This window comes from Pseudomonas sp. KH_021 (assembly GCF_057838865.1).
Genome location: NZ_CM174477.1, coordinates 4,298,081 through 4,314,882, shown reverse-complemented (window position 1 = coordinate 4,314,882; position 16,802 = coordinate 4,298,081). Strand labels below are relative to the sequence as shown.

The 16,802-nt window shown below is 59.9% G+C and carries 14 protein-coding genes; 10 read left to right on the top strand and 4 right to left on the bottom strand.

What is annotated here, in order from left to right:
- The first annotated feature begins 514 nt into the window (after positions 1–514).
- Positions 515–1,288 (top strand): ParA family protein, encoded by a 774-nt coding sequence (locus AC3IX4_RS19775; protein WP_489257084.1) that lies wholly within the window; start codon positions 515–517, stop codon positions 1,286–1,288.
- 53 nt (positions 1,289–1,341) lie between these two features.
- Here the strand turns inward: AC3IX4_RS19775 and AC3IX4_RS19770 are convergent, their stop codons facing one another.
- From AC3IX4_RS19770 to pdxR, 3 genes are all read right to left on the bottom strand, one after another.
- Positions 1,342–2,607, bottom strand: coding sequence for an MFS transporter (locus AC3IX4_RS19770; RefSeq protein WP_489257083.1), 1,266 nt, complete (start codon positions 2,605–2,607; stop codon positions 1,342–1,344).
- A gap of 46 nt (positions 2,608–2,653) precedes the next feature.
- Positions 2,654–3,721 carry a sugar phosphate isomerase/epimerase family protein gene (locus tag AC3IX4_RS19765; RefSeq protein WP_489257082.1) on the bottom strand — a complete coding sequence of 356 codons (1,068 nt, stop codon included), beginning with the start codon at positions 3,719–3,721 and terminating at the stop codon, positions 2,654–2,656.
- A 113-nt stretch (positions 3,722–3,834) separates the two neighbouring features.
- Positions 3,835–5,334 (bottom strand): MocR-like pyridoxine biosynthesis transcription factor PdxR, encoded by a 1,500-nt coding sequence (gene pdxR, locus AC3IX4_RS19760; RefSeq protein WP_489257081.1) that lies wholly within the window; start codon positions 5,332–5,334, stop codon positions 3,835–3,837.
- Between the two features lie 176 nt (positions 5,335–5,510).
- On the opposite strand from pdxR, the gene AC3IX4_RS19755 reads away from it, so the two are divergent.
- From AC3IX4_RS19755 to AC3IX4_RS19730, 6 genes are all read left to right on the top strand, one after another.
- A complete protein-coding gene (locus tag AC3IX4_RS19755; RefSeq protein WP_489257080.1) occupies positions 5,511–6,491 on the top strand; it encodes a quinone oxidoreductase family protein in 981 nt (326 codons plus the stop codon).
- Between the two features lie 14 nt (positions 6,492–6,505).
- A complete protein-coding gene (locus AC3IX4_RS19750; RefSeq protein WP_489257079.1) occupies positions 6,506–7,354 on the top strand; it encodes a TauD/TfdA dioxygenase family protein in 849 nt (282 codons plus the stop codon).
- Positions 7,355–7,414: 60 nt separating this feature from the next.
- Complete coding sequence (locus AC3IX4_RS19745; RefSeq protein ID WP_489257078.1) at positions 7,415–8,467, top strand: beta-keto acid cleavage family enzyme; 1,053 nt, start codon at positions 7,415–7,417, stop codon at positions 8,465–8,467.
- Positions 8,468–8,568: 101 nt separating this feature from the next.
- Positions 8,569–9,900, top strand: a complete 1,332-nt coding sequence (locus AC3IX4_RS19740) for an MFS transporter (RefSeq protein ID WP_489257077.1) — start codon at positions 8,569–8,571, stop codon at positions 9,898–9,900.
- Positions 9,897–10,223, top strand: a complete 327-nt coding sequence (locus AC3IX4_RS19735) for a Rieske (2Fe-2S) protein (protein ID WP_489257076.1) — start codon at positions 9,897–9,899, stop codon at positions 10,221–10,223. The genes AC3IX4_RS19740 and AC3IX4_RS19735 overlap by 4 nt, the downstream gene beginning before the upstream one ends.
- Positions 10,220–11,230 carry a YeiH family protein gene (locus tag AC3IX4_RS19730; protein WP_489257075.1) on the top strand — a complete coding sequence of 337 codons (1,011 nt, stop codon included), beginning with the start codon at positions 10,220–10,222 and terminating at the stop codon, positions 11,228–11,230. The genes AC3IX4_RS19735 and AC3IX4_RS19730 overlap by 4 nt, the downstream gene beginning before the upstream one ends.
- Before the next feature lie 166 nt (positions 11,231–11,396).
- Here AC3IX4_RS19730 and AC3IX4_RS19725 read toward each other — a convergent pair whose 3' ends face one another.
- On the bottom strand, positions 11,397–12,407 hold the full coding sequence (locus AC3IX4_RS19725; protein WP_489257074.1) for an AraC family transcriptional regulator: 1,011 nt from the start codon (positions 12,405–12,407) through the stop codon (positions 11,397–11,399).
- A gap of 220 nt (positions 12,408–12,627) precedes the next feature.
- On the opposite strand from AC3IX4_RS19725, the gene AC3IX4_RS19720 reads away from it, so the two are divergent.
- From AC3IX4_RS19720 to AC3IX4_RS19710, 3 genes are all read left to right on the top strand, one after another.
- Complete coding sequence (locus tag AC3IX4_RS19720) at positions 12,628–13,194, top strand: RBBP9/YdeN family alpha/beta hydrolase (protein WP_489257073.1); 567 nt, start codon at positions 12,628–12,630, stop codon at positions 13,192–13,194.
- A 172-nt stretch (positions 13,195–13,366) separates the two neighbouring features.
- On the top strand, positions 13,367–14,725 hold the full coding sequence (locus tag AC3IX4_RS19715) for a DUF1329 domain-containing protein (RefSeq protein ID WP_489257072.1): 1,359 nt from the start codon (positions 13,367–13,369) through the stop codon (positions 14,723–14,725).
- A 284-nt stretch (positions 14,726–15,009) separates the two neighbouring features.
- Complete coding sequence (locus tag AC3IX4_RS19710; RefSeq protein WP_489257071.1) at positions 15,010–16,788, top strand: acyl-CoA dehydrogenase C-terminal domain-containing protein; 1,779 nt, start codon at positions 15,010–15,012, stop codon at positions 16,786–16,788.
- Positions 16,789–16,802: the final 14 nt, after the last annotated feature.

Below are 16,802 nucleotides of genomic sequence, written 5' to 3'. Positions count from 1 at the left end.
AGCCTGACTCAAAAACGCGGTGCATTCATCGCGGCATAGGTATCTACACAATTCTGGGGCAGCGCGGCTCTTGTAGCCGCTGCCGAGGTACGAGGCTGCGATCGGCGGCGAAGCCGTCGTAAATTCAGGCCCTTCGGTGTGCCTGATGGATTACGGTCTCAGGTTTTACGGCCGCTTCGCTGCCGATCGCAGCCTCGTACCTCGTCAGCGGCTACATTCGTAGCAGTAGACGAGTTCAGCGAGGCCAGGTCCGGGGACGTAGTCCTCGCAAAGCCTGTACTCGCGGTGTATCTGAATACTGAAGTGCCAGGTTTTACGACTGCTGCGCAGCCGGACGTGGCCTCGTTCTACTCGGCCACTGCTACGAAATGCAGTACACCAAAAGATGTGTAGATACCTATGTTCATCGCGGGTAAACCCGGCTCCTACGCCAAGCGAAATACAGCGGTAGTAAATGTGTAACAAAATGGTCATTTGTATTTCATATGATTTCCATTTTGGGTAGATAACCTCCGTGCGCCGAGCTGTGTTCAATCAAAAGGGAGGCGTGGGTAAATCGAGCATCGCCTGCAATCTTGCCGCCGTGAGTGCTGCCGAAGGCTACCGCACGCTACTGGTGGACTTGGATGCCCAGGCCAACTCCACCCATTACCTGACAGGGCTCACAGGCGATGATGTACCCGTGGGAATGGCTGATTTTTTCAAACTCACCTTATCCAGCGGCCCAGCCAGCAAGAACAGCCGGGTGGGTGTCGTTCAGACCCGATTTGACAATTTGCACCTGATCACCGCCAGCGCCGAACTCTCGGAGCTGCAACCCAAGCTTGAAGCCAAGTTCAAGATCAAGAAGCTGCGCCGCTTGCTGCTGGAGTTGTCTGAAGATTACGAGCGCATTTACATCGATACGCCACCGGCGATGAATTTCTACTCCTACAGTGCCCTGATAGCGGCCGATCGGGTATTGATTCCCTTTGACTGCGACAGTTTTTCCCGGCAGGCGCTGTACAGCGTGATCGCCCAAGTGGCTGAACTTCGGGCCGACCACAATGAGTCGTTGGAGGTGGAGGGTATCGTGGTCAACCAGTTCCTGAACCGAACGAGCCTGCATCAAGACATGGTGGATGAATTGCTGGCAGAGCAGCTGCCGTTATTGCCGATCTACCTGAGCCAGTCGGTGAAGATGCGTGAGTCCCATCAGGCCTCATCGCCGCTGATTCATCTTGAGCCTCGGCACAAGTTGACCCTGGAGTTCAAAGAGTTGTTCAACGTTCTGGAACAAGCCGCCTGAAAAAAAGCCCGTGTGCAATCTGCAACACGGGCCTTGATTACACCAGAAGGCACTCAGGACTGCGTTGCAGCACTAGGCTGGGGCACGGGCGCTTTGTTGCGCACGGCCCGACACAACAGGCTGGAAACGCCAAAACCAATGATCGCCAACACACTCATCAAGCTGAAGACATAGTTGTAGCCCTCCTGCCCTGGGAAGCGATCGAGGATCGACCCATAGATCACGTAGGCAAACATCCCCGGCGCATAGCCAATCAAGCAGCCGATGCCGAACGCGGAACCTGTGATATGAGGCGCAATGCCCACTTCGCCCATCGGCGCCCAGAACACGCCGCGCATGGAGAACACGATCAACGCAAAGGAAAGCGTGGCGGCCATGCCGGCGTAGATGAACGTGTGGCTTTTGGGGATCAGCATGATCACCGCCATCGTCGGCAACAGGGCCAGGAATGCCCACTTCAGGTAGCGGCTGGGGCTTTTGAGGTGTTTGTCGGCAATGAAGCCCGCCGCAGGCCCACCCAGAATCTTCAGGAAATATTGGTTGATGATGCCGTAGGCGCCGACCAGGGCCACGGGCAGTTCATACATATCCTTGAGGTAGGGGATGAAGTAGGTCAGGCCGCAGTAGACGATGTAGACCATGAACACGTTGAGGCTGACCAGCCAAATGCCCGGTACCTTGATGGCTTCCAGCAAATTGGCCATGCCGTTACGCGGCTGTGCACCCGGTGCGGCGTTGCTGCTCTTGAGCAGCAGCCAGGTCAGGGTCCCGGCCAGGATATCGATGGCCGAGTAAAAGACGATGGCCGATTTCAAGCCATCCTCGCCCGAACCCATGGCAATGAACACACCCAGGGCCGAGAAGGCCACCAGCGTGTCGATGACTCCGCGGCCTCCCTCCAGCAAACCAAACAGTCGGCCTTGCTCTTTGTCATCACCCAGGTTGCGAATGGCTTTGAGCAGCGATGGCCAAAAGAGGCAGTCGGCGCAAACGGCCAATAGGCTGAAGACAATCAGCAAGTTACTGAACGGTGGAAAGGTAGCCAGATAAAGGCCCAGGCTGCCGGTGCCAATCAAACCGATGGGGATGAGCCTGCGGGTGTCGAAGCGATCAGCGAGCATGCCGCCGACCACGAACAGCGCCGTGGCAATGATGGCGTTGGCGCTTAGCAGCAGGCCGATTTCGGTATGGGTCAGGCCCATGAACTGCTGCATGGGTACATAAAAGGCGTCCTTGAGGTTCGCCAGTTTATAGATGGTGCCGCCACCGATGATCAGAATCAGAAATCTGAGCCATTTGGCCTTATCACGTGCTGTCATTTTTATTGTCCGTCAGGGATAAGCGATGCGGGGGGTGAGATCAGGCTTACGCGTTGGCGCGGGTGGCCAGCGTCAATTCGGCAAGCGTGCGCAGTTCGCCCAGCAGCCTGCGCACATAGCTGACTTGGTTATGAGCCCACTGATGTTCTTCATCCATCATCCGTTCCAGTGAGAACCCCGGCGGCAGCGCTGTTTCGCTCATTTCCCGGTAAGGGATAAACGGATCGGCCGCCTCATCCGACTGGCGGAAGGCCGGTGCGATGTAGTGGTTTTCCTGTTCCAGGATGAATGCGATGACTTGCGGGGACTGTTCGCCGAGCATCAGGAGTTCGAACATCATGCGTGCACCCGGCAGATCGTCCTGCTCGCTGCCCTGCAGCACACCGTAATGGCCAAAGCCGTTCTGCTCGGCGACGATGCGCACGCCCTTGAGGTGGGTCTGGCGAATATGCGGGCCGAGCGTGGCGAGGGCTTGTAGCGGTTGTTCGCAGGCGTTGATCATATTGCCGAAGTCGAACAGTGCATGCAGCCGAGGGTGGTTCAGGCGGTTCAGCAATTGGGCGATTTCGCCGCTCTTGAGTTCCTCGTGCTGTTCAAAGTCGAAGAACAGATCATGTTCGTCAGCTTGCTGGGCCAGGTAGTGCAGGTCGGATTCGATCAGGTCCATGACCCGCGACAGACTGCCCTCATAGCGTGAGTAGACGCGGATATTGCGAGTGCCGATGGCCTTGGCGATGGCGACCACCTGATCCACGTCCTTTTTCAACGTGCTGCTGATTTCCAGGTGGACGTCCAGGCCAAGATGAGCGGCTTTGTCCGCGAAGGCCTGGAGTTGTGTGGGGCTCATTTGGCCCAGGCTGTTCTGCTCGCCATCAAGCAAGTGCAGGCTCAGGCCCTGCAGTTCGTGACGGTAGGCGAAGTCGAGCATGTCCGCAGGTGTAATGCGGCCATGGGTCAGGTTGGTCAGCAGCGGATAGCCATGGGCAAACAGACGGATTGATCCGAGCCGTTCAAGCAGCCGACTGGCCAGTGGCACGGTCAGGACAGGAGGCGTTTGGGCTTGGACAGCCTTGTGGCTCAGCAAGGCATGAAATCGTTCTTGGATATTATTCATTCGAGTCATTCCTGGTTCAGGCACCGGGTCTACCGGTGCAACCTTTATCGCGCCAGACAGGAACTCTCGATAGATCCATTATGGTTTAAATATTAAGACCACTGTGCGCGGCCTCAGACGTCGTGACCCATTGAGCGCAAGGCTTGGACCAGTGCTTGGACTTTTTCCTCGGCCTGATCTTCTGGAGTGCCGGCAAAACCCATCAGCAGCGCTGGCGGCTGGCGAAGTTCCAGACAGTAGTCGCTCAAGGGATAGGTGTGGATATTGCGCTGCGCAAGCTGTTGGGCGATGGCCTGATCGTTCAGTTCGGGTGGCAGCCAGGCGATCAGGTGCATACCCGATTGCGCAGGCTGGAGGTTGAAAAAACCGCCGAGCTGGCGTTGCAGGGCCGCGGCCAGACACGTCTGGCGGCTCTGGTAAAGGGCACGCATGCGGCGAATATGGCCAAGGAAGTGGCCTTCGCGCATGAAGTCCGCTGTGACCGCTTGCAGCAACGTCGGCGGGCTGCGGTCCATGACCGCGCGAATGGTGCAGAAGGGTTCCACCAGCACGGGCGGCAGAATCACGTACCCCAGTCGCAAGGAGGGGTAGAGCACTTTGCTGAAGGTGCCGACGTAAATGACCCGCTGCGACGGGTCCATGGCATAGAGTGCCGGCAGCGGGCGGCCGCTGTAACGGAATTCACTGTCGCAGTCGTCTTCGATGATCCAGCTGTGGTTGCTGGCGGCCCAGTCAATCAGCCCCTGGCGCCGCGCATGGCTCATGGTGACGCCCAGCGGATGCTGGCGCGATGGCGTAGTAAACACCAGTCGGGCATCAGGGCATTGACTCAGGCCTTGTTGCAGGTCGATACCCTGATCGTCGATACGCAGCGGCACCAATTGTGCGCCCAGTGCCTGGAAGGCGATCCGCGCCGCAATATGGCCCGGGTCTTCCATCCATACGCTGTCGCCTGGGTTGACCAGCAGCATGCCCAGCAGGTTGAAGGCTTGCTGGGCGCCGGAGACGATCACCACCTGCTCGGCGTTGCAGTCGATACCGCGAGCGTCGAAGACATACTCGGCAATGGCCTTGCGCAATGCCATCAGCCCTTGCAGCTCGCCGTAACCGAGCATGGCCTTGCTTGGCTTGTGCAGGTGACGGTTCATCAGGCGCTTCCAGATGTGCTGTGGAAACGCCTCATAGGTGCTGTGGCTGGGCAGGAACGAGGTCGGGGTGGCAGGGTTCCAGTCTGTATAGGAGACGCCCTGGAAATGGTGGCTGCGCATCGACAGCATCGACTGGCTCAAGTCCGAGAGGCGCGGTGGTTGGCGAGGCGCATCCGCGTCCTGGTGGCCGCGATCTTCCCATTCATCCCCTACATAAGTCCCGGCACCGGTACGCGACACCAGAAAACCTTCGGCGATCAATTGGTCGAAGGCGTTGAGAATGGTGATTCGCGACAAGGCCAACTCTTGGCTCAAGGTCCGGGTCGAGGGCAGGCGTATTCCTCCTTGAAGACGGCCGGTCAAGACCTGCTTGCGAATCTGCAGGTAAAGCTGGCGATAGAGAGGCGTGGTGCTGGTACGGTCCAGCTCGATACCAGACAGCAGCAGGCCGGCAGGGGGCTTCATGGCAGGCTCTTTGGAAAGGATATGAACGAGCGTATCGGGCGGCAGGCCATAAGTCACGCCTGCCTTGTCATGAAAAGAGAAGTCGCTGTCGTCTGATGCGAAGCACCCCTGCAACCATCCGCTTAGAGTTCAATCAACGCAATTCGCCTAGATCGTTGATTGGAGATAATACAAGCATGGCTCAAGCAGTCCGTTTCTATGAAGCCGGTGGTCCCGAAGTCCTTCGCTTTGAAGAAGTAGAAGTTGGCGATCCTGGTCCGGGTGAAGTTCGTTTGCGCCATGTCGCGGTCGGCCTGAACTATGCCGACACTTATTTCCGCACTGGCCTGTACCCGGTCCCGATGCCTAATGGCATGGGCGTGGAAGCCGCCGGTGTCGTCGAGGCGGTGGGCGAGGGCATCACTAATGTGTCCGTCGGTGATCGGGTTACCTACACCGGTTTCCTCAATACCCTGGGCGCCTACAGCACCGAGCGCCTGATCCCGGCCGCACCGCTGATCAAACTGCCAGAAAACATCTCGTTCGAAACCGCCGCGGCCATGACCATGCGCGGCCTGACTTCGGCGTACCTGATGCGCCGCATCTACGACTTCAAGGCCGGTGACACCGTGTTGCTGCACGCCGCTGCCGGCGGCGTTGGCCTGATCGTTTCGCAGTGGGCCAAGCTGCTGGGTGTCAAGGTGATCGGCACTGTGTCCAGCGATGCCAAGGGCGAAATCGCTCGGGCTCATGGTTGCGAACATGTGATCAATTACAGCCATGAAGATGTGGCCAAGCGCGTACGTGAATTGACCGACGGTGTCGGCGTCAACGTGGTGTTCGACAGTGTCGGCCAAGCCACCTTCGAAGGCTCGCTGGACTCGCTCAAGCGTCGTGGCCTGCTGGTCTGCGTCGGTACTGCATCCGGCCCGATCCCGCCGTTCAGCCCGGCACAACTGGCGGCCAAAGGCTCGCTGTTCATGACCCGTCCAGCCCTGGCCGACTACATCGCCGACCCTGCCGAGAAAGCAGACCTGGCCGGTGAGCTGTTCGACCACGTCGGCAGCGGCCGGATCAAGATCGAGATCAACCAGCACTACAGCTTGCAGGACGCCGTTCAGGCCCACCGTGACCTGGAATCGCGCAAGACCACTGGCTCGTCGATCTTCGTCATCTAAGGAGGCTTGCGGTCATGCAAGTCGAACAACTTACCTGCAGCATTGGCGCAGAGCTGACCGGCGTTAACCTGGCCGATGCCATCCATGACGCCGGCCTGTTCGCCGAGATCCGCGCGCAACTGCTCAAGCACCGTGTGCTGTTCTTGCGCGACCAGGACATCAGTCGCGCCGAGCATGTGGCCTTTGCCCAGCTGTTTGGTGATCTGCAGGACCACCCCGTGGCCGGCAGCCACCCCGATCATCCAGGCTTGGTGCAGATCTACAAGAACCCGGACAGCCCGATCGATCGCTACGAGAATTCCTGGCACTCCGACGCCACCTGGCGCGACGCGCCGCCGATGGGGGCCGTGCTGCGTTGTGTCGAGTGCCCGCCGGTGGGCGGCGATACGATGTGGGCCAACATGGTGCTGGCCTACGAGCGCTTGCCTGCGGACGTCAAGGCCAAGATCGAAGGCCTGCGGGCTCGCCACAGCATCGAGGCTACTTTCGGTGCGGCCATGCCGATCGAGAAGCGCCTGGCGCTCAAGGCCCAGTACCCGGATGCCGAGCACCCGGTGGTGCGCATCCACCCGGAAACCGGTGAGAAGATACTGTTCGTTTGCAGCTTCGCCACGCACTTCACCAACTACCACACCGCGGATCGGGTGCGTTACGGCCAGGACTACACCCAGGGCTCTTCTGAGCTGCTGCACTACCTGATCAACCAGGCCAGCATTCCTGAGTATCAGGTGCGCTGGCGCTGGAAGCCCAACAGCATCGCCATCTGGGACAACCGCAGTACTCAGCATTACGCCGTGATGGATTACCCCCCGTGCCATCGCAAGATAGAGCGCGCCGGGATTATCGGCGAAAAAACTTACTGAGCCCGAACCCCCGCCCCCGTGAGGCGGGTGCTCAAAATAAAATAAGAACTGGAGACGAAAATGCAATTTTTCGACGATTCGCTGCACCCGGAAAACATGGACAAGGTCGTCATCACCGTCGCGCCTTACGCGCCTCAGTGGATGCCGGAAGACTTCCCGGAAGACATTCCGGTGACCATGGACGAGCACGTGCAAAAAGCGGTCGACTGCTATGAAGCAGGCGCCACCGTGCTGCACTTGCACGTACGTGAACTGGACGGCAAGGGCTCCAAGCGCCTGTCCAAGTTCAACGAGCTGATTGCCGGTGTGCGTGAAGCGGTGCCAGACATGATCATCCAGGTCGGTGGCTCGATTTCCTTTGCCCCTGAAGGCGAAGGCGCGGAAGCCCTGTGGCTGTCCGACGACACCCGCCACATGCTGGCGGACCTGACGCCCAAGCCGGACCAGGTGACGATTGCCATCAACACCATCCAGATGAACATCATGGAGATTCTCTACCCTGAGTTCGTCGAAGGCACCACCCTGGCCGACCCTGTTTTCCAGGCTGCCTACAGCGAAATGACCGTACCGGCCGGCCCAGCCTGGGTCGCCGAGCACCTCAAGCGCCTGCAGGCCAGCAATATCCAGCCGCACTTCCAGCTGACCGGTATCCATGCCCTGGAAACCCTTGAGCGCCTGGTGCGCCGCGGTATCTACAAGGGCCCGATGAACCTGACCTGGATCGGCATCGCCGGTGGCTTCGACGGCCCGAACCCGATGAACATGATGAACTTCATCAACCGCGTTCCGGATCGTTGCACCTTGACCGCTGAATCGCTGCTCAAGAACGTGCTGCCGCTGAACACCATCGCCATGGCCATGGGCTTGCACCCACGCCTGGGTACCGAAGACACCCTGATCGACCAGCACGGCAAGCGCATCTCGTCCGTGCAGCAGATCCAGCAAACCGTGCGCATCGCACACGAGCTGGGCCGCGAGATCGCCACCGGTAAAGAAGCACGCGACATCTACCGGATCGGCGTGCAGTACGAAACGGTTGAAGAAACCCTGCTGGCCAACGGCATGGCGCCAAACCGCGCCGCCGGTGAGAAGGGCGTGCCACAACGCGGATGAAGTAAAGCGGGGCAGGGGGCGTGACGCCTCTTGCCTCGCAGGCTGCACGGCAACACCCGAAAAAAACAACAAGAACTGGTGCAAGACACCGAGGAGGCTGCATGGCCTATCACCACAGCCCTGTGGACGATGGCGAGGACACGTCTGTCGGCATTCCCAGGCAGTACGCCTGGATCGTGTTTGCGCTGACCTTTGGCTTGTTGATTTCCGATTACATGTCACGGCAGGTGCTCAATGCCGTGTTCCCGATTCTCAAGGGCGAGTGGGCACTGAGCGACAGCCAGCTGGGTTTGCTCAGCGGCATTGTCGCCTTGATGGTTGGGCTTCTGACTTTCCCCCTGTCACTGATGGCCGACCGCTATGGCCGGGTCAAGAGCCTGGCACTGATGGCCTTGCTCTGGAGCCTGGCGACGTTGGGCTGCGCCCTGGCAGAAAATTACCAGCACATGCTGGTTGCGCGCTTTATGGTCGGCGTCGGCGAAGCGGCCTACGGTAGCGTCGGCATCGCGGTCGTGGTGTCGGTATTCCCTCGCAGCATGCGCGCCACCCTGGCCAGCGCCTTTATGGCGGGCGGTATCGTCGGCTCCGTGCTGGGCATCGCCCTGGGCGGCGCGATCGCGGCCAAGTTGGGTTGGCGCTGGTCGTTCGCCAGCATGGCGCTGTTTGGCTTGTTGCTCGCGGCGTTGTATCCGCTGATCGTCAAGGAAGCACGGATTTCCCCGCAGCGCCCGGCACTGACTGCCAACAAGAAACAAGCGACGGTCAAACGTCCCCTGCGTAGCTTGTACAACACCCGTTCGGTGATTGGCGCGTATATGGGCAGCGGCCTGCAAATGTTCGTGACCGCCACCCTGATGGTCTGGCTGCCCAGCTACCTGAACCGCTATTACGGCATGGACGAGGCCAAATCTGGCGGCACCGCGGCGATCATCGTGCTGTGCTGCGGCGTCGGCACTGTGCTGTGCGGCATGCTCAGCGATCGCTTGAGCCGGCATGCACCGCTGCGCAAGATCGACCTGTCGATTGCCTACTGCCTGGGCAGTTGCTTGTTACTGTCGCTGGCGTTTGCCCTGCCGACAGGGCCCCTTCAGTTGGTGCTGATCGGCCTGGGTGCATTGCTTGTAGCGGGCACCAACGGCACCAGTGGTGCCATGGTGGCAAACCTGGCCCATTCGTCGGTGCATGGCACCGCGTTCGCCACCCTGACTTTGGCCAACAACCTGCTCGGCCTGGCGCCGGGGCCTTTGCTGACCGGCAAGGTGTCCGATATTATTGGTCTGCACGGGGCGTTCCAGCTGGTGCCGCTGATCAGTATCGCGGCGGCGGCGGTGTTCTTTTATATCCGGCATCACTACTTGGCTGACCTGGCTCGGCCCCAAGGCGAGGCCATCGAGCCCGCGCAAAAAAAATCCGACATGAGGACAGCGACATGAGTCGTCGCATTGAAGTACCGGCCCAGAAAGTTCCTGCAGTAGGCATGCGTGCCTTATTCGACGCCGAGGGCAAGAGCGTGGCGTTGTTCAACGTTGCCGGCAAGCTGTATGCCATTGATGACAGCTGCCCGCACCAGGGCTCCTCGTTGTGTGGAGGGAAGTTGGAAGGCCGCGTGATCCAGTGCTGCGCCCATGGCCTGCGTTTTGACCTGGCCAGCGGCTACATGCTCAATTCGACTCAACTTAAGGTTGGCAATTACCCGGTCGAGGAAGTCGACGGCCAGGTGTTTATCGTTGTCGCTTGCGAGGAATCCGTATCATGACTGCCATCGCCCTGACTTCTGTGCAGAGCCGCGTGCGCGAGCTGGCGCCGGGCTTTATCGTCAGCCTGATCGTCGCGGCCGCGGCCAGCTTTCTGTCTGAGCACTACGGTGCCCCGGTGATGTTGTTCGCGTTGCTGCTGGGCATGGCGCTCAACTTTCTTGCCGGTGAGGGCAAATGCAAGGCGGGCATCGAGTTTACCGCACGCACGGTCTTGCGCATCGGTGTGGCGCTGCTCGGGATGCGCATCACACTGGAGCAGATCCAGGCGCTTGGCTGGAAGCCGGTGGCGCTGGTGGTGATTCTGGTGGCGGTGACCATCATCACCTCGATGGTGGCGGCGAAGGCCTTGGGCTTTCAGCGCCTGTTCGGCCTGCTCACGGGCGGCGCCACGGCCATTTGCGGAGCGTCGGCGGCACTCGCCATCGCGGCGGCCTTGCCCAACCACCCTCAGAAGGAGCGGGCGACCCTGTTCACGGTGATTGGTGTTTCGGCGCTGTCGACCCTGGCCATGATCGTTTACCCGATGATCGCCAACTGGCTTGAGTTATCTCCTCAAGCGGCTGGGGTATTCCTCGGCGCCACCATCCACGATGTGGCCCAGGTGGTGGGGGCTGGCTACAGCATGTCGACCGAAACCGGTGACACCGCCACGGTGGTCAAGCTGATGCGTGTGGCCATGCTGGTGCCGGTGATTGTCTGCGCGGCGATGGTGGCGCGCAAGCACGGTGTCGACCCGACCGGCAAACGCCCACCCTTGCTGCCGTGGTTCGCCGTTGCTTTTATCGTGCTGGCGTGCGTCAACAGCACCGGTTGGGTCGCCCCGGCCGTACAGAGCTTCACCAACGATTTGTCGCGTTGGGCCCTGGTAGTCGCCATCAGCGCGCTGGGCATGAAGACTCAACTGCGGGAACTGGCAGCGGTGGGTATCAAGCCGATCCTGTTGATGGTAGGGGAGACGGTCTTCCTGGTGGTGCTGGTGCTCTTGCTGATGCATTGGGGGTTGTAACTCACGCGACCAACCGTCTGGCGACCCAACCACTGGCGACCCAACCAATGGCGCCCAAACCACTGTAGGAGCAGAGCTTGCTCGCGATGAGGCCAGCATGAGCACCGCAATGCTCTGACCGAGGTGATGCCATCGCGATGGTCCGGCATTCCGGTAAACTCTGCTCCTACTGGCGTGGCGCGATCTTGTGTTCGGTGCGCCAGGCAGCCGGCGGCATGCCGAACTGGGAGATGAACCAGCGGGTGAATGAGCTGGGCATGGAGTAACTGAGCATGTCGGCAATCCGGCCCAGCGAATAATCCGGGTTCTCCAGATAGCGAATCACCAGGTCTTTGCGCACGCTGTTGATCAGGTCGCTGAAACTTGCCCCTTCTTCGCCCAGGCGGCGTTGCAGGGTGCGCACGTTCATGCCCTGGCTCAGGGCGATCTGCTCAATGGTGGCGCGGCCCATGGGTAGCAGCAGGTAAATGGATTTGCGCACATCGAACGCCAGGGAGCGGTCGTTCTTGTCTTGCAGCGAGTCCAGGTAGCGTTGCGCATGCCGGGCCATCGCCTGGTTGGCCAGCGGATTGGCGGTGTCCAGGTTAGCCGCGTGGCAGACAATGCCATTGAACTCGCAACCAAACTCTACCTTGCAACCGAAAATTCGCCGATGCACGGCCAAATCTGCCGGTGCCTCATGGGTGAAGCAGACTTGCATCGGTTGCCAGTGGGCGCCGAGCAGGGCGGCGCAGAAGCGATGCATGACGGCGATGGCCAGCTCAATGGACTGGCGGTTGTGAACGGCCTCGGTGACCAGCTCCTCGCGGATGATCACCGTCTTGCCGGTTTCCTCGATGTAGATGGCCAGCGAATCGTTGAGCAGGTGGCGGTATTGCACGATCACCTGCAGGGCATCGCGCAGGTTGTTCTGGTGGCTGAGCAACAGGCTCACTTCACCAAAATCCGACAGTTGACGCAGTTCGGCCATGCGCAGGCCGAAGGTGTCACAGCCGCTCAGTTGCGCGGACTTCTCCAGCAAGTTGACCCCCGCAATCGCCGGGATACGGTGGTTGGGGTCCTTGAGCATGGCTGCGCTCAGGCCCTCTTCGGCCAATAGCGTCGTGGTGTTCAAACGCAGGTGGCGACTCACTTCCAGATAGTTAGTCAGTACGGCGGCGCGAGAGAGAGCGGTCATGACGTGCACATATTCCATTGAGTGACAATTTGAGTCTGACTGGCGTAACTGGCTGCAGTTATAGAGCCTTGGTCGTTAAATGAAAAGCATCCAGTTGGATGGCTGTCGTCAAAAGTGAATTGTCTGACGCTAAATGTGAAGCGCCGCGAAGGGGCTAAATCTACTGTGCTACTACGAGGGGTTCGAGGCGTTGGCGGACCGTTCAACCGATAGTCTGAAGATGGATAATTCAATGAGTGAAACCACGATTCTGATTGTTCCCGGCTTGCGCGATCACGTGCCCGAGCATTGGCAAACATTGCTGGCAGCGAAGCTTGAAAACGTACGCTCGGTCCCGCCTCTTGAGCACAACAAGCTCAGCCTGGATGCGCGCGTCGAGGCCATTCAGCGCGAGATCGAGCAGATTGACGGGCCGGTGATCCTGGTGGCTCACAGTGCCGGCGTACTGATGACCGTGCATTGGGCCGCCCGCCATAACCGTCCGATCAAGGGCGCACTGCTGGCCGCGCCACCGGACCTCGCCGCCCAGTGGCCTGAGAGTTATCCGACGCCAGAGAGCCTGCGCAACCATGGTTGGGACCCCTTGCCGAAGGGGGCATTGCCGTTCCCTTCGATTGTCGCCGCCAGCACCAATGACCACTTGGCCAGCCTGCAGGCAGTGACTCAGATGGCACAAGACTGGGGCAGCGAACTGGTCAACCTTGGCGCTGTGGGCCACCTGAACCCCGCGTCCGGTTTCGGTGACTGGCCGCAAGCCCAGGACTTTGTCCAAACGCTGGATCGCTGAAAAGACACCTGATAGTCAATGCCCTGCTGTGGCGGTGTAGATCAGGTCGATACAGACCCCTACACCGACGCAGTTAACCTCAACCTGCCGCTGCCAGGACCGCGGCATGGTCACAGCCTCATTCAAGATCACGTTCTGATAGACACGCGAATTACAAAAATAAGAGGTTCTGATGAGATTCTTGGAAAGCATGCTGGCGGTCCCGCTGGCAGTCTTGATGGTCGCGCACGCCCAAGCCGGCGTACCGACTCAAGAAGCGGCCAAGCTTGGAGATAGCTTGACCCTGGTGGGCGCCGAAAAGGCGGCCAACAAGGATGGCTCCATTCCTGCGTACAACGGCGGCCTGACCACCCCACCGGCCAGTTTCAAGGCCGGCGACAGCATGCGCCCGGACCCATTTGTCGACGAGAAGCCTGTGCTGGTGATCGATGGCAAAAACGTCGATCAATACAAGGGTCAGTTGACGGCCACCACGGTGGAACTTGCCAAGCGCTTTCCCAGTTTTCGCATCGATGTCTACCCGACCCACCGCTCCGTAGCCATGCCTGAGGCGGTGCTGGAAAACAGCCGCAAGAACGCCACCGATGCCCAGTCTCTGAACGGCGGCCTGGCTATCAACAACGTACTGCCCGGCGTGCCATTCCCGATTCCGAAGTCTGGCAACGAGGCCATGTGGAACCACTTGCTTCGCTATCTGGGCGTTGACATCAACACCAAATATGACTCCTGGAACGTTGATTCGGCCGGAGTGCCGACCTTGACCACCACGGCGCTGTCGTACCTGAACTACCCCGTCTACGAAAACATGTCCAAGCTGATTACCAGTGACGACATTTTCTACCAGATGAAACTCGACTACACCGGCCCCGCTCGCCGTGTGGGTGAGGCGGTCATACTCAAGGACTCGGCCAACCCGCTGACCCATCCGCGCCGTGCCTGGCGATACATTGCCGGCCAGCGCCGGGTCAAGCGGGCACCTAACGTGGGCTACGACACGGCCAACCCCGGCACTGGCGGCGCCGGTACCTTTGATGACTTGTTTGTCTTCAACGGCGCGCTGGACCGGTTCGACTGGAAGCTGGTTGGCAAGCAGGAAATGTACGTGCCGTACAACACCTACAGAGTGACTTACGCCAAAGACGCCGAGCCCTTGGTCACCCCCAACCATCTTTCGCCTGACTTCGTTCGTTGGGAAAAGCATCGCGTCTGGGTGGTGGAAGGCACGATCAAGCCCGGCGCACGACACATCTACCACAAGCGTCGCATCTATCTGGATGAAGACAGCTGGATCGCCTTGGCCTCGGATCAATACAACGCCAGCGGCAAGCTCTACCGCGGCTCCTTTGCCTTCGTCAGCCAAAGTTACGACAAGGAAACCCCGGACTCCACGCCGTTCATGATCTACGACCTGGCGAACGGTTCCTACAACATCAACGGTGTAGTGGGGCCGCATGGTGGCATCAAGTACAACAACCTTATGTCCAGGGTGCGCTGGTCGCCTGAAACGATGGCCGCTACCGCTATTCGCTGAGCCGCTGGTGCTCAGTGATCACCTGCTATTCATGCTGTAGATGACCCTGGCGACTGCTGGCCGCGGCGTGGTGTGCTGGGTGTGGTCGCTGTAGAAGCCAGGCTTGCCTGCGATGAACGATGACACGTCATTGCTGAGTTACGGCGGTGAATTCATCGCGGGCAAGCCCAGCTCCTACAGGCGATGGAGCCACCCAGGCGCATCAGGCAAGAACCGTCGGCGCATGAACAAATTCCAAGAATCGGGCATCTGTCATGCCCTCACAACGACCGAGTAAGCCCATCATGTCTGAATATAAAGCCCCCTTGCGCGACATGCGTTTCGTGCTTAATGAAGTCTTCGACGTCGCCAACTTTTGGGCGCAGTTGCCCGGCCTTGCCGAAGTGGTCGATGAGGAAACGGCGGCGGCGATCCTGGAAGAGGCTGGCAAGATCAGCACCGGTTTGATCAGCCCGCTGCGCCGCAGCGGCGACGAGCAAGGTTGCACCTGGAACGACGGTGTGGTGACGGTCCCAGAGGGTTATGTCGCAGCCTATCAATCCTTTGCCGAAGGCGGTTGGGTGGGGGTCGGTGGCGACTCGCAGTACGGTGGCATGGGCATGCCCAAGGCGGTCTCGGCCCAGGTCGAGGAAATGGTCACCGCGGCCAACCTGTCGTTCGGCACCTACCCGATGCTGACGGCCGGGGCCTGCCTGTCGCTGGTTGCCCACGCCAGTGAAGCGCTCAAGCAAAAGTACCTGCCGAACCTGTATTCCGGCGTCTGGAGCGGTTCGATGTGCCTGACCGAGGCCCATGCCGGCACCGACCTTGGCATGATCCGCACCAAGGCCGAGCCCCAGGCCGATGGCAGCTACAAGATCAGCGGCGGCAAGATCTTCATTAGCGGTGGTGAACACGACCTGACCGAAAACATCATCCACCTGGTGTTGGCCAAACTGCCTGATGCACCGCCCGGGCCAAAAGGCATCTCGCTGTTTTTGGTGCCCAAGGTGATGGTCAACGACGATGGCTCGCTGGGCGAGCGCAACTCGCTGTCTTGCGGCTCCATCGAGCACAAGATGGGCATCAAGGCCTCGGCCACCTGCGTGATGAACTTCGACCAGGCCACCGGCTGGATCATCGATGCCCCGAACAAGGGCCTGGCGGCGATGTTCACCATGATGAACTACGAGCGCCTGGGCGTGGGCATCCAAGGCCTGGCCCAGGGCGTGCGCTCCTACCAGAGCGCTGTCGAATACGCCCGCGAGCGCATCCAGAGCCGGGCGCCAGGGGGCGCGAAGGCTCCTGAAAAAGCGGCTGACCCGATCATCGTGCACCCGGATGTGCGGCGCATGTTGCTGACCATGAAAGCCCTGAATGAAGGCGGTCGGGCTTTTTCCAGCTACGTGGCACTGCAACTGGATACCGCCAAGTACAGCGAAAACGACACTGAGCGTCAGCGCGCACAAGACCTGGTAGCCCTGCTGACCCCGGTGGCCAAGGCGTTCATGACCGACATGGGGCTGGAAGTCACCCTCAACGGCCAGATGATCTTTGGCGGCCATGGCTACATTCGCGAATGGGGCCAGGAGCAGTTGGTGCGTGACGTGCGCATCACCCAGATCTACGAAGGCACCAACGGCATCCAGGCGCTGGACTTGGCCGGGCGCAAGACCGTGGGCAGCGGTGGGGCACTGTATCGCCTGTTTGCCGACGAAATGCGTGAGTTCATCAACAGCGCCAAGGGCGAGCTGGTCGAGTTCACCCGGCCATTGGGCGCTGCGATCGATACCCTCGATGAACTGACCGCCTGGCTGCTGGATCGAGCCCGCAATAACCCTAACGAAATCGGCGCGGCGTCAGTCGACTACCAGCAGGTGCTCGGCTACACGGCCTACGCCTACATGTGGGCAAAAATGGCCAAGGTCGCGCTGGAAAAGCAGGCCGAGGAAGACTTCTACGCCATCAAACTGGGCACAGCGCGTTTCTATTTTGCCCGTCTGTTGCCGCGTATCCACTCCTTGAGCGAGTCGGCCAAGGCCGGTAGCGAAAGCCTCTACCTGCTGGATGCCGAGCAGTTCTGATCGCCATCCTTCAA

What these genes read in the sequence shown, in the direction of transcription:
- AC3IX4_RS19725 (WP_489257074.1), bottom strand. Translation starts at nt 12,407, where the DNA reads ATGACCGCTCTCTCTCGCGCCGCCGTACTGACTAACTATCTGGAAGTG.
- AC3IX4_RS19745 (WP_489257078.1), top strand. Translation starts at nt 7,415, where the DNA reads ATGCAATTTTTCGACGATTCGCTGCACCCGGAAAACATGGACAAGGTC.
- AC3IX4_RS19740 (WP_489257077.1), top strand. Translation starts at nt 8,569, where the DNA reads ATGGCCTATCACCACAGCCCTGTGGACGATGGCGAGGACACGTCTGTC.
- pdxR (WP_489257081.1), bottom strand. Translation starts at nt 5,334, where the DNA reads ATGAAGCCCCCTGCCGGCCTGCTGCTGTCTGGTATCGAGCTGGACCGT.
- AC3IX4_RS19765 (WP_489257082.1), bottom strand. Translation starts at nt 3,721, where the DNA reads ATGAATAATATCCAAGAACGATTTCATGCCTTGCTGAGCCACAAGGCT.
- AC3IX4_RS19755 (WP_489257080.1), top strand. Translation starts at nt 5,511, where the DNA reads ATGGCTCAAGCAGTCCGTTTCTATGAAGCCGGTGGTCCCGAAGTCCTT.
- AC3IX4_RS19730 (WP_489257075.1), top strand. Translation starts at nt 10,220, where the DNA reads ATGACTGCCATCGCCCTGACTTCTGTGCAGAGCCGCGTGCGCGAGCTG.
- AC3IX4_RS19715 (WP_489257072.1), top strand. Translation starts at nt 13,367, where the DNA reads ATGAGATTCTTGGAAAGCATGCTGGCGGTCCCGCTGGCAGTCTTGATG.
- AC3IX4_RS19750 (WP_489257079.1), top strand. Translation starts at nt 6,506, where the DNA reads ATGCAAGTCGAACAACTTACCTGCAGCATTGGCGCAGAGCTGACCGGC.
- AC3IX4_RS19720 (WP_489257073.1), top strand. Translation starts at nt 12,628, where the DNA reads ATGGATAATTCAATGAGTGAAACCACGATTCTGATTGTTCCCGGCTTG.
- AC3IX4_RS19770 (WP_489257083.1), bottom strand. Translation starts at nt 2,607, where the DNA reads ATGACAGCACGTGATAAGGCCAAATGGCTCAGATTTCTGATTCTGATC.
- AC3IX4_RS19710 (WP_489257071.1), top strand. Translation starts at nt 15,010, where the DNA reads ATGTCTGAATATAAAGCCCCCTTGCGCGACATGCGTTTCGTGCTTAAT.
- AC3IX4_RS19735 (WP_489257076.1), top strand. Translation starts at nt 9,897, where the DNA reads ATGAGTCGTCGCATTGAAGTACCGGCCCAGAAAGTTCCTGCAGTAGGC.